Source organism: Actinomyces qiguomingii, assembly GCF_004102025.1.
In the GTDB taxonomy this organism is placed as follows: Bacteria; Actinomycetota; Actinomycetes; order Actinomycetales; family Actinomycetaceae; genus Actinomyces; species Actinomyces qiguomingii.
Genome location: NZ_CP025228.1, coordinates 785,362 through 797,504 on the forward strand (window position 1 = coordinate 785,362; position 12,143 = coordinate 797,504).

Below are 12,143 nucleotides of genomic sequence, written 5' to 3' on the forward strand. Positions count from 1 at the left end.
ACGGGATCGCTCTGTGGCACCCCGAGCAGTGGTGCGCATCCGCGACATGGCTGGGGGTGGCACATGACAACTGACAATCTTTTGGAGATGCGCGGCATCACCAAGCGGTTCCCCGGGGTGGTGGCCCTTGACGACGTGAACTTCATCGTCAAGCGCGGTGAGATCCATGCCATTTGCGGTGAGAACGGAGCCGGCAAGTCAACCCTGATGAAGGTGCTTTCCGGGGTGCACCCCCACGGCACCTATGAGGGGCAGATCCTGCTGGACGGTCAAGAGGTGCGCTTTTCGGACATCAAGGCCTCGGAGAACGCGGGCATTGCGATCATCCACCAGGAGCTGACGCTGAGCCCGTTCCTGTCCATCGCGGAGAACATCTTCCTGGGCAATGAACGTTCCTCCCGCGGCGTCATCGACTGGCACCGGACAAATACCGAGGCGCAGAAGATCATGGCCCGCGTGGGGCTGGCGGAGAATCCGGCCACCCGCATTCAGGACATCGGCGTGGGCAAGCAGCAGCTGGTGGAGATCGCCAAAGCCCTGTCCAAGGATGTGCGCCTGCTCATCCTGGACGAGCCCACCGCCGCCCTCAACGACGACGACTCCGCCCATCTGCTCGACCTCATGCGTCAGCTTAAGGAGCGTGGAATCACCTGCATCATGATCTCTCACAAACTGGGTGAGATCGCGCAGATCGCCGACTCCACAACGATCATCCGCGACGGCCAGACCATCGACACCCTCGATATGCACCGGGAGGGCGGTGTGGCGGAGGCGGAGATCATCCGTCTGATGGTGGGCCGCTCCCTGGACCAGCGCTTCCCCGATCACGTGTCCCACGTGGAAGGTGAGGCACTGCGGCTTGAGGACTGGACCGTGCACCACCCTGCAGATCCGTCTCGCACTGTTGTTGATTCCGCCGACATCGTGCTCAAGCACGGTGAGATCGTTGGGCTCGCCGGGCTTATGGGGGCCGGCCGCACCGAGTTGGCCATGAGCCTGTTCGGCCGCTCCTGGGGCAGTGACATCTCCGGCAGGATCTTCAAGGACGATCGCGAGATCGAGGTCAAGGACGTCGCCTCGGCCATCTCTCACGGGATCGCCTATGTCTCGGAGGATCGCAAGCGTTATGGGCTCAACCTCATCGAGTCCATCCGGCGTAACGTGTCTTCGGCATCCCCACGCAGATTCTCCGCCCGAGGTGTGCTCGATCTGCATGAAGAGCGCGCCGTCGTCACCGAGCTGTGCGGACAGATGGCGGTTAAGGCCCCCACCATCGAGTCCGTAGTCGGCGGGCTTTCGGGAGGCAATCAGCAGAAGGTGGTTCTGGCCAAGTGGGTCGCCGCCGAGCCGGACGTGCTGATCCTTGATGAGCCCACGCGCGGTATCGACGTGGGCGCGAAATACGAGATCTATCAGATCATCAACCAGCTCGCCGACGCGGGCAAGGCCGTACTCGTCATCTCCTCGGAGCTGCCCGAGCTCCTGGGGATCTGCGACCGCATCTACACGCTGTCGGCGGGCAGGGTCACCGCCGACCTGCCGCGTGGCGACGCCGACCAGGAAATCCTCATGCGCTACATGACCCAGATCAAGGAAGACTGATGTCCAATACACTGTCTACTCTCAAGGAGACTCTGCGCACAAATATGCGGCAAGGCGGTCTGGCCATTGCCCTGGTGATCATCGTGATCTTCTTCGCGATCGTCACCAACGGACAGATCCTGTCTTCGCAGAACGTCTCCAACATCATTGTGCAGAACGCCTACGTGCTGGTTCTGGCCATCGGCATGCTGTTCGCCATCCTCATGGCTGACATCGACCTTTCGGTCGGTTCGGTGGTGGCCTTGACCGGCGCCGTCGCCGGCGTGGTGAGTGTCAACCACGGCATGCCCTGGTGGCTGGGTGTGCTCGCGGCCCTGCTCACCGGACTGCTGGTGGGCGTGTGGCAGGGATTCTGGATCGCATTCGTGGGCATCCCCGCCTTCATCGTCACGCTTGCAGGCATGCTCATCTTCCGCGGTCTGACGATGATTGTGTTGGGCAACCTATCGATCTCGCCCTTCCCCGGCGGCTTCCGGGAGATCTCCTCCGGATACCTCAATGGTCTGCTCGGAGGCTACGGGTATGACGTGTTCACTCTGCTGTTGGCGGCCCTGGCGCTTGCCGCCTATGTGCTTTCGGAGGTACGTAACCGGCGTCGTTCCGTCGCCAACGACGTTCCGGTATCCGCGGCCGGAACCTGGATCGCGCGGATCGTACTGGTTTGCCTGATCGGCATGGGCTTCGCCTGGAAGATTGCCACATACAAGGGCACTCCGTACGTGTTGATCATCCTGGCGGCGCTGATTCTGCTGTATTCCTTCGTAGCCGGACGCACCGTCATCGGTCGTCAGATCTATGCGATCGGGGGTAATAAGGAGGCGGCGGCCCTTTCCGGTGTGAAGGTGCAGTGGGTCCGCTTCTGGGTGTTCGTCAACAACGGGGTGCTATGCGCGCTCGCCGGGATCATCTTCACCTCCCGGCTGAACATGGCCGGCCCCAAGGCCGGACAGGGATTCGAGCTCGATGCCATTGCCGCCTGTTTCATCGGCGGTGCGGCCGTCACCGGCGGTGTGGGCACCGTGGTGGGCGCCATTGTCGGCGGCCTGGTCATGGCCGTCATGAACAACGGCATGTCCCTGCTGGGTGTGGGAATCGACTACCAACAGGCCATCAAGGGACTGGTGGTGCTGGGGGCGGTTGCCTTCGACCTGCTCAATAAGCGCCGCGCCGTGACCGCCTAGCCACCCACCCGCCGAGTTCGGTCGACGTTACCGCCGAGTTCGGTAGAAATGGTGTGGTGGGTTGGGATGCCCTCTGGCTACCGCGGTGGCGCCGCGGAATCGCGGATCACCAGGCGGGTGCTCAATCGTACGGGGGTGGTGGTCAGCAAAGGACGGCCACGATGACTGTCCACAATCATGCGCACCGCCTCCTGCCCCATCCGAAACAGGGGCTGGCGCACTGTGGTCAGCCGCGGCGCCGCCCAGCCGGCCATCTCCGTGTCATCGAAGCCGACCACGCTGAAATCATCAGGGATGCGCAGTCCCGCTTCGCGAGCGGCCTCATAGACGCCCAGTGCCGTTGAATCGGAGGCGGCGAAGACCGCCGTCGGGCGTGTGTCCGCAGGTAGTGCCAGCAGGCGGCGGCCCTGCTGCAGGCCGGTTTCATAGGTGAAGGGGCCGAAGGAAACCAAATCCTCATGCGCCGGCAGCGAGTTCATCTGCAGCGCCGACAGATACCCCTGGTGGCGCTCCTGTGCGGGCACCGAGTCCTTGGGGCCGCCGACCAGGGCGATCCGCCTGTGGCCGAGCCCGATCAGATACTCGGTGGCGTCAACCCCGCCGTTCCAGTTGGTTGCCCCGATGGAGGCCACTGCGGCTTCCAGCTCTCCGGAGGGGTCGATCAGCACCACCGGCAGGCCGATACGCCGAGCGCTGGCCTGCTGCTCGCGGGTCAGCGGGGAGGTCACCACGATTAGCCCGAGGTAGTCGGTGGCCTTCAGTAGCGTGAACCACTCGGGTTCAAAGGGGACCGGATACTCGTGCGGCGCCGGATCGGGGGTGTAGATGGTGTTGAGAGCCACCCCGGCGTCGAGCGCCGCGGTGGCGGCACCTTTGAGCACCTCAATGGTGTAGGCGGTGGCGAGGTCATCGGAGACCATCGCTATTGGCGGATAGGTGTGGGTCGGCGCCGTCTCCGGGCGGACATAGCCGAGTTCGGCGCATGCCGCCAGCACTCGCTCCCGCGTGGCGGCGGAGACGTCGGCACGGTTGTTCAGCGCCTTCGAGGCTGCCGACTTGGACACGCCCGCTGCCGCGGCGACATCGTCAAGAGTTACTCGTTGCCGAGAATCCACGGGAATCGACGCACCTCTCCGCTCGGGGGCCGCCTGGGCCCACACCGTGTATGCGGAGGCTAACAGGACTGCTTCGGTTATCGACGCAGCGCGGCCAACCAGGTCACTTGCTCGCGCCACTGGTAGGACTCGCCGCCTTCGTGGCCGTTGAAGGGGTAGACCCGTATCTCCGGGCGCGCAGGGGTCTGCGCGGCGGCCTGCCCCCACCGGTTGCGCGCCGCGAAAACCGTCGACGGCGGGCAGGTGGTGTCCATCAGCCCGGTGGAGAACAGGGCCGGGCAGCTCGCCCGTGCGCCCAGCAACGCGGCATCAAAGTAGGACAGGGTGTATCTGACCTGCTCGACCTTGTCTCGGTGAACTGCCAGGTATCCGGCGATATCCGCATAGGGTGGCTCATCCGTCAGACCAAGGGCGCGGGCAATAGCGCACATGAAGGGCACGTCGGGCATGGCTGCGATCACGCGGTGGTTCAGCCCGGCTGCGGCGATGCTGAGCCCGCCGCCCTGGGAGACGCCGGTGACGGCGATGCGAGAGGCATCCAACTCCGGTAAGACCGCGGCGGCTTCGACGGCGTGGTGTGCATCCACGAATAGGCGCCGGTACAGGTACTCCTCGGGGGACTGCAGCCCGTGGGTGGCGAATCCGGCGGCGGCCGGGCCGGTGCCATGCGGGTCTGGCGTATCGCCCCCGGAGCCCCAGTGCGAGCCCTGGCCCCGGGTGTCCATCACCAGGTGCGCGTAGCCGGCGGCCGCCCAGGCCAGGTGCTCCTGCGGCAGGCCGCGGCCCCCGCCCATGCCGAGGAACTCGACGACAGCGGGCAGCGGGCCGGACTGGTTGGCCGGAGTGACGAGCCAGGCTCGGATCGGATCGCCGGCGTAGCCGCCGAAGGTGACGTCCTGGACCCGGTGGGTGACCAGCGACGTCGTGGCGGGGACTGCGGTAACACTTGCCGGGTCGAAGGGATTCTCCGCGAGTGTGCGCGCCCAGAAGGCGTCGAAGTCCTCCGGCTCCTCCAGCTCGGGGGAGTAATCCTCCAGGTCCGGTAGTGGCAGGTCGAAGTGGGCCATGGCAGCTCCTTGGGGTGAGTGTGCGGTTGGCGGTGGCGTGAGGTTGGTGCCGGCGAGGGCCGTGGTTGACAGAATAATGTGCACCGCTATACTAAACCAGTCAGACGGATTCGCGAAATATTTCGGTCAGCCCGGCCGAACGGATCCGTACCGGAGGTTTCAATGATGAAGCTCAGTGCTCACCGCCCCCACCGAGCCCGGGCGCGGCGCCGTATCGCCGGAGCAATGGTCGGCTTACTCGCCGCCTCACTGGCGCTGGCCGCCTGCGGCGGCGGCTCGTCCAGCGGCGGGGACGACAACACCCTCACCCTGTGGCACAACGCCACCACGGGCCCCGGCTCGCAGTATTGGGAAACCATTGCGGCCGACTTCGAGGCATCCCACGAGGGTGTCACAGTGGAGATTCAAGCCATCCAGAATGAGGACCTGGACGGCAAGCTCCAGACCGCGCAGAACGCCGGTGAGGGCCCCGACGTGTTCCTCGCCCGCGGTGGCGGCAAGCTGCGCGACATGGTGGAGGCCGGGCTCGTGCTGGACATCTCCGACATGATCGACCAGTCTGTGGCGGCCGACGTCCCCGAGGGTGCCTTCTCTGCCTACACGGTGGACGATGGCATCTACGCCATGCCCACCTCGCTGCAGCCCGGCGGCATCTACTATTCCCAGGACCTGTTCGAGGCCGCTGGTATAACCCAGGCGCCCACCACCATGGAAGAGCTGTCCGACGCCGTCACCAAGCTCAAGGGGGTCGGCACCTCGCCCATTGCCCTGGGGGCCAAGGACGCCTGGCCCGCCGCCCACTGGTACTACTTCTTCGCCCTGCGCCAGTGCAGCCAAGAGGTGCTGGAGTCTTCTTTGTCCGAACTGGACTTCTCCGATCAGTGCTGGGTTGATGCTGGGCAGGACTTGGCGGACTTCGCCGCCACCGAGCCCTTCAACAGCGGTTTCCTGACTACTTCCGCCCAGCAGGGCGCCGGCTCCTCGGCCGGCATGGTCGCCAACCACCAGGCCGCCATGGAGCTGATGGGCACCTGGAACGTCGGTGTGATCGCCTCGCTGACCCCCGATGAGGAGCCGCTACCGGACCTGCGCTGGTTCCCCTTCCCGGCCGTTGCGGGCGGCAAGGGCGACCCCACGGCCATCATGGGTGGCGTTGACGGCTACGCCTGCTCCTCCACAGCCCCGGCGCAGCTGTGCGCCGAGTTCCTCAACTTCTTCATGAGCGAGGCCAATCAGGAGGCCTACGCCGACGCCTTCGAGACGATCCCCGTCAACGAAAAGGCGCAGGACGTTGTCACGCAGGAGGCCTTGCTGCCCCAGGTGGAGGCCAACAATGACGCCGCCTACTCCCAGGTGTGGCTGGACACCTCCCTGGGGCAGAACATCGGCAACGCGCTGAATGTCGCGGTGGTAGACATGCTGGCGGGCAAGGGTGACGCCCAGGGCATTGTCGATGCCATGGCCGCGGCCGCCGCCAAGGAATAGTCCCCAGTTCAACTCCTCAACCCCTCCAATCACCAGGCCGCGGCGCGCCCCGCACACGCCCCGGGCGTGCCGCGGCCAACCCACGAAACGAGACCAGCACAATGACAACAGCTGCAAACTCGGCGCCTGTCAGCGGTGCCGGCACGGTCGCTCGGCGGGCTAGGAAGACAAAGAGCCCCAGCGCCCTGTCCTGGCGGGACCGGGCGGAGATCACCGCTCTGTCTGCCCCCGCCGTCATTCTGTTCATCACCTTCGTGATTCTGCCGGTGATTATGGCCGCCTACTACGGCTTCTTCAAATGGAAGGGCTTCGGCGTCCCCACCAATTTCGTCGGCTTCGACAACTACCGCACGATCCTGACCGACCCCGAGTTCCACAACGTACTGCGGCACAACGCCGTCGTCGTGCTCGGCTCACTGGCCCTGCAGGGTCCCTTCGCCCTGGGGCTGGCGCTGCTGCTGAACCAGAAGATGCGTGGGCAGTCGCTCATCCGCGTCCTGATCTTCATTCCTTACGTCATCTCCGAGGTTATCGCCGGAACCGCCTGGGGGCTGATCCTGCAGACCGACGGCGCCGTCAACGGCCTACTGCGCAAGCTCGGGCTCGGGGCGCTCGCCAATGACTGGATCTCCAATCCCAAGACGGCACTGACCATCCTGCTGTTCATCCTGACCTGGAAGTACGCCGGCTTCGCCGTCATCATCTTCCTGGCGGGTATGCAGGGCATCCCCGAGGAACTGACCGAGGCCGCCAAGGTCGACGGCGCCTCCTACTGGCAGATACAGCGCAAGATCACCATCCCGCTGCTGGGGCCGACCATGCGCATGTGGGGCTTCCTATCGGTCATCGGCTCCCTGCAGCTGTTCGACCTGGTCTACATCATCTGGGGGCAGTACATCTCCTCCACCGCGGGCACCTCCACCATGGCCACCTACATGGTGGTCAACGGACGCATGAGTGGCAACTACGGCTACGGCAACGCGGTCGCCGTGGTGCTGTTCTTGATCTCCCTGGTGATCGCCCTGACCTATCAACGATTCGTCCTGCGCCGTGACACCGAGGGCGCACTGACCGGGAGCAGCCGATGACCGCCGCCGTAACGTCCCTCAAGCCCCTGGCCCCCGCCGAGTCCGCGGCAGGCGGAAAGCCCCGTCGCAGGCGGGCCGCCAAGCCCAAGCCCGAATGGGCCAGCCCCGCGGTCTATCTGGTGGCCGCGCTGGTAATCGCCGGCCTGCTCGCCCCGGTCGCCTACGTGATCCTCGGCGGCTTCCGCAATAACTCGCAGATAACCGCCGATCCCGCCGGCCTGCCCGACCCCTGGGTGGTGGACAACTACCGGGTGGTGCTGACCAGCTCCGGATTCTGGCAGCAGGTCGGAAACTCCACCATTGCCGCCGCCTGCGGCACCATCGGCACCGTAACCTTCGGGCTGATGGTCAGCTTCGTGATCGCCCGCTACCCCTTCAAGGGCGGCAGCATGCTGTACATGCTGTTCGCGGCCGGACTCATGTTCCCAATGACCGTGGCCATCACGCCCCTGTACATCCTGATCAAGAATCTGGGCCTGATGAACTCCCTGGCCGGCATCATCATCCCCGGTATTGCTTTCGCGCTGCCGCAAACGGTTATCATCCTGGTGCCCTTCCTGCGTGCCATTCCCAAGGAGCTGGAGGAGGCCGCCTCCCTGGACGGCTGCGGGCGCATGGGCTTCTTCTGGCGCGTAGTCGTGCCGCTGTCCGTGCCCGGGGTAGTGACCACCGGCATTCTCACCTTCGTCGGCTCCTGGAACTCCTACATGCTGCCGCTGTTCATCCTGACCGACCACTCCAAGTACACCCTCCCGCTGGGGGTGCAGGCCTTCGCCTCCGAGCACTCGGTCAACACCGCCCAGGTCCTGGCCTTCACCTCGCTGTCCATGATCCCCGCCCTGGTGGTCTTCAGCCTGTTCGAGCGCCGCATCGTCGGCGGCCTGACCGGCGCCGTCAAGGGCTGAGCCGGGGCCGACCGCCAACCACCGCAACCTGGAAAACCTGGAGCTAACTGTGAACACCTGGAACGATACCTCCCTGCCCGACCACGAGCGTGCCACCGCCCTCGTGGCGGCCATGAGCCGACGGGAGAAGATCCACCAGCTCGCTTCCTTCTGGGAGCGTGAGGAGGGGGCGCAGGTCCCCGCACCCGAGCCCGTCGACGTCGGTGATCCCGGCAATGTTGAGGATGACGGCGAAGAAACGGGCGCATCCATCCCCGCGCACCAGGTGGCTCCCATGGCTGACGCCTTCACGGTCGAGCGCCAGGGCTGGGAGGAGAGTGCAGCCGACGGACTGGGTCACCTGACCCGCATCTACGGCACCGACCCCGTCAGTGTTGCCGACGGCGTAGCCAAGCTGGCACGGCTCCAGCGCGAGGTCGTCTCCCGCAACGCCTTCGGTATCCCGGCCATCGTCCACGAGGAGTGCCTGACCGGCTTCACGGCGCTGGGGGCGACGGTCTACCCGGCCGCCATCGCCTGGGGCGCCACCTGGCGGCCCGAGTTGGTTGAGCAGATGGCGCGGCACATCGGTTCCGACCTGCACGCCGTCGGCGTCCATCAGGGCCTGGCGCCGCTGCTGGACGTGGTGCGTGACTACCGGTGGGGACGCGTGGAGGAGACCTGCGGGGAGGACCCCTACCTGGTGGGCACGCTCGGTGCCGCCTACGTGCGCGGCCTGCAGTCCCAGGGGGTGCACGCCACCGTCAAGCACTTCGTCGCCTACCCGGCCTCGAAGGCCGGCCGCAACCACGCGCCGGTGTCCATGGGGGTGCGTGAGCTGGAGGACGTCATGCTGCCGCCCTTTGAGATGGCGGTACGCGAGGGCGGCGTCGCCAGCGTGATGAACTCCTACTCCGACATCGACGGCGAGCCCGTGGCCGCCTCCCACCACCTGCTCACAGGCGTGCTGCGCGAACGCTGGGGCTTTGCCGGCACCGTGGTCTCCGACTACTGGTCGGTGCGCTTCCTTCAGGCCATGCACCACGTGGCCGGGGACTACACGCACGCTGCCGCGTTCGCGGTACGCGCCGGGCTGGACGTGGAGTTACCGGAGACCACCTGCTACTCCCACCTGGAGGCGGCCGTGGATGCCGGCCTGCTCACCGAGGCCGAACTCGACACCGCCGCGGTGCGGGTGCTGACCCAGAAGGCCCAGTTGGGCCTGCTCGACGCCGGCTGGGAGCCGACCGCCGGCGTCGATCCGCAGCGCGACCTCGACTCGCCCGGCAACCGGGCCGTCGCCCGCGCCATGGCCGAGGAGTCGGTGATTCTGCTGAAGAACGACGGCGTGCTGCCGCTCGCGCCCGGGGCGCGCCTGGCCGTGTCCGGGCCGGTATGGGAGGACGTGCGCTCCTTCCTGGGCTGCTACTCCTTCCCCAACCACGTGCTCAGCCGCGACGGCGGCCGCACCACCGGCCTGGACATCGGCGACCTGCCCGACGCGCTGCGCGCCGCCCATCCCGGTGAGGTCACCTTCCACCAGGGCACGGGCTTCATTGATGGGCGCACGGAGGACTTCGACGCCGCCGTCGCGGCCGCGGCGGCCGCCGAGGTCGCCGTGGTAACCCTGGGTGACATCGCCGGGCTCTTCGGCGGGGGCACCTCCGGGGAGGGCTGCGACGTCGTCGACCTGGGCCTGCCCGGCCGCCAGGGCGAGCTGCTGGAGGCGGTGCTGGCGACCGGCACCCCCACCGTGCTGGTGCTGGTCACTGGGCGCCCCTACGCGCTGGGGGAGTACGCCGACCGCTGTGCCGCCATCGTGCAGGCCTTCATGCCGGGCGTGGAGGGCGCCGACGCCATCGCCGGCGTGCTGACCGGCACGATCAACCCCTCGGGGCGCCTGCCCGTCGCTATTCCCAATGGCCGCGGCGGCCAGCCGGGCACCTATCTGGCGGCGCCGCTGGCCTGGCATGCCGACGGCATCTCCAACCTCGACCCCACGCCGCTGTACCCCTTCGGCTACGGGCTCAGCTACTCGACCTTCACCTTGACGGACCCGGTGATTTCCGGCGCGCAGATGGACGTCGACGGTGAGGTGGAGTACGCGGTCACGGTCACCAACACCTCCGACCGTGCCGGCGCCGAGGTCGTCCAGCTGTACCTGTCCGATCCGGTGGCCGAGGTGGTCCGCCCGCTGAAGGCCCTGATCGGCTTCGCCAAGGTGGACCTGGAGGCGGGGGAGTCCAAGCGCGTCACCTTCACGGTGCATGCCGACCGCACCTCCTTCACTGGACTAGATCGCCGGCGCATTGTCGAGCCCGGGCTGATCCTGCTCGCCGCCGGCACCAGCAGCGAGGACCGGTTGGCCCCGCTCGCTGTCGAGATCACCGGCGTGCGTCGCGTGGTCGGCGAGGGCCGCGTGCTCACCACGCCGGTGGCCGTGACGCCCGCGCCGACGGCACCCTGAAGCCCGGTGGCGCGTCCCTGCACGACCGGGTCAAGGACCGGTGGGCGTCGCCCGCGGGGGTGTGCGCGATGCCCAGGGGAGGCCGTGCCGGTCCGGTTTCTGCGGCCTCTACCTAGGTGGCGTGCGGGGAGTGGCAGTTGGTGTTCGGGGCTGCGCCGGCGCGGCGGTTCGTACGTCTGGCCGGCGGTTCGTAACTCGAGGTGACGGTTCGTATGCTCTCGCGACGGTTCGTACATTCTGGTCGGCGATTCGTACTCTGTGGTGACGGTTCGTACGGTAGGGGTACGTAGCGTCACCGAAAAGTACGAAGCGTCGGTGCCAAGTGACGAACCGTCCTGCGAAGTGCCGAATCGTCGCCCCGGGCATGCGCGTGCCGGCGGCGTCGCGTCATTCTCTGGCCGCCTGGCGACCTACTCGGGTCAGCCGCGGTTGGCGAATCGCTCCAGGAGCGTGGCATCACCGCCGACCACCAGTACGTCATCGGGTGAGACGAGGGTGGCTGGCGTGGCGTATTCGAAGGGCTCTCCCGGGCTCATGAGGCCGAAGACGGTCACACCGTAGCGGGAGCGGATTCTGGCCTCACCGATGGTGAATCCGTGTAACTCGGCGGGCGGACGCATCTTGACGATGGTGAATCCGGCTTTCTCCATCTCGATGTAATCCAGCATGCGGCCGGAGACCAGGTGGGCGGCCCGTTGCCCGGCGTCGAACTCCGGGTAGACCACGTGGTGAGCGCCGATCCGCCGCAGGATGCGACCGTGGGCGCCCGAGACCGCCTTGGCCCAGATCTGCGGGGTCTCCAAATCAACCAGGTTGCCGGTGATCAGCACGCTCGCCTCCAGGGAGGTGGCCACGCCCACCACCGCCGTACCGAACTCGGTGGCGCCCAACTGCTCCAGAGCCTCCATATCGGTGGCATCGGCCTCCACCAGCGGGATACGGCCGGTCCACTGACGCACGAGGACGGGATCCCGCTCGACAGCCAGGACCTCCCGACCCAGGCGGTCCAGGGTGGCGGCCATGGCCGAGCCGAAGCGGCCGAGCCCAATGACCAGTGTCGAGTCGTTGTAGGCGGAGCGGTCAGGCATGGGTCCTCACGGTAGGTGCGGTCAAGACGGATACTGCGCCTAACGGTAGTCCCCTCCGCCGAGATCGGTCGATATGACTGCCGAGATCGGTCGAAGTGGCGCTCCGGGAGGCTGACGGGCGGTCCTCGGGATGACAGTGGCATGTGGGAACGTCACGATAATGGCT

9 protein-coding genes are annotated in these 12,143 nt (G+C 66.6%); 6 read left to right on the top strand and 3 right to left on the bottom strand.

All coding sequences use genetic code 11. The annotated features are described in order from the left end of the window. Window positions 1–63: 63 nt before the first annotated feature. Window positions 64–1,602 carry a multiple monosaccharide ABC transporter ATP-binding protein gene (gene mmsA / locus CWT10_RS03165; RefSeq protein WP_103063813.1) on the top strand — a complete coding sequence of 513 codons (1,539 nt, stop codon included), beginning with the start codon at window positions 64–66 and terminating at the stop codon, window positions 1,600–1,602. Continuing rightward, the gene (mmsB, locus tag CWT10_RS03170; RefSeq protein ID WP_103063812.1) at window positions 1,602–2,783 is read left to right on the top strand and encodes a multiple monosaccharide ABC transporter permease; all 1,182 of its coding nucleotides are present in this window, start codon (window positions 1,602–1,604) and stop codon (window positions 2,781–2,783) included. The genes mmsA and mmsB overlap by 1 nt, the downstream gene beginning before the upstream one ends. Window positions 2,784–2,860: 77 nt before the next feature. Here mmsB and CWT10_RS03175 read toward each other — a convergent pair whose 3' ends face one another. After that, complete coding sequence (locus CWT10_RS03175) at window positions 2,861–3,898, bottom strand: LacI family DNA-binding transcriptional regulator (protein ID WP_199176372.1); 1,038 nt, start codon at window positions 3,896–3,898, stop codon at window positions 2,861–2,863. A 77-nt stretch (window positions 3,899–3,975) separates the two neighbouring features. After that, window positions 3,976–4,965: an acetylxylan esterase gene (locus tag CWT10_RS03180; RefSeq protein ID WP_103063811.1), complete on the bottom strand. Its 990-nt coding sequence runs from the start codon at window positions 4,963–4,965 to the stop codon at window positions 3,976–3,978. A 162-nt stretch (window positions 4,966–5,127) separates the two neighbouring features. On the opposite strand from CWT10_RS03180, the gene CWT10_RS03185 reads away from it, so the two are divergent. From CWT10_RS03185 to CWT10_RS03200, 4 genes are all read left to right on the top strand, one after another. Then, a complete protein-coding gene (locus tag CWT10_RS03185) occupies window positions 5,128–6,450 on the top strand; it encodes an ABC transporter substrate-binding protein (protein WP_199176371.1) in 1,323 nt (440 codons plus the stop codon). 101 nt (window positions 6,451–6,551) lie between these two features. Continuing rightward, window positions 6,552–7,538: a carbohydrate ABC transporter permease gene (locus tag CWT10_RS03190; RefSeq protein WP_103063810.1), complete on the top strand. Its 987-nt coding sequence runs from the start codon at window positions 6,552–6,554 to the stop codon at window positions 7,536–7,538. Continuing rightward, window positions 7,535–8,443: a carbohydrate ABC transporter permease gene (locus tag CWT10_RS03195; protein ID WP_103063809.1), complete on the top strand. Its 909-nt coding sequence runs from the start codon at window positions 7,535–7,537 to the stop codon at window positions 8,441–8,443. Before CWT10_RS03190 ends, CWT10_RS03195 begins: the two co-directional genes overlap by 4 nt. A gap of 49 nt (window positions 8,444–8,492) precedes the next feature. Next, entirely contained in the window at window positions 8,493–10,889 is a 2,397-nt protein-coding gene (locus CWT10_RS03200) for a beta-glucosidase (protein ID WP_199176370.1), read from the top strand. 419 nt (window positions 10,890–11,308) lie between these two features. Here the strand turns inward: CWT10_RS03200 and CWT10_RS03205 are convergent, their stop codons facing one another. Beyond that, window positions 11,309–11,977: a potassium channel family protein gene (locus tag CWT10_RS03205; protein WP_103063808.1), complete on the bottom strand. Its 669-nt coding sequence runs from the start codon at window positions 11,975–11,977 to the stop codon at window positions 11,309–11,311. Between the last annotated feature and the right edge of the window lie 166 nt (window positions 11,978–12,143).

Coding starts and splice junctions, on each gene's coding strand:
- CWT10_RS03205 (WP_103063808.1), bottom strand. CDS start 11,977: ATGCCTGACCGCTCCGCCTACAACGACTCGACACTGGTCATTGGGCTC.
- CWT10_RS03185 (WP_199176371.1), top strand. CDS start 5,128: ATGATGAAGCTCAGTGCTCACCGCCCCCACCGAGCCCGGGCGCGGCGC.
- CWT10_RS03195 (WP_103063809.1), top strand. CDS start 7,535: ATGACCGCCGCCGTAACGTCCCTCAAGCCCCTGGCCCCCGCCGAGTCC.
- mmsB (WP_103063812.1), top strand. CDS start 1,602: ATGTCCAATACACTGTCTACTCTCAAGGAGACTCTGCGCACAAATATG.
- CWT10_RS03190 (WP_103063810.1), top strand. CDS start 6,552: ATGACAACAGCTGCAAACTCGGCGCCTGTCAGCGGTGCCGGCACGGTC.
- mmsA (WP_103063813.1), top strand. CDS start 64: ATGACAACTGACAATCTTTTGGAGATGCGCGGCATCACCAAGCGGTTC.
- CWT10_RS03180 (WP_103063811.1), bottom strand. CDS start 4,965: ATGGCCCACTTCGACCTGCCACTACCGGACCTGGAGGATTACTCCCCC.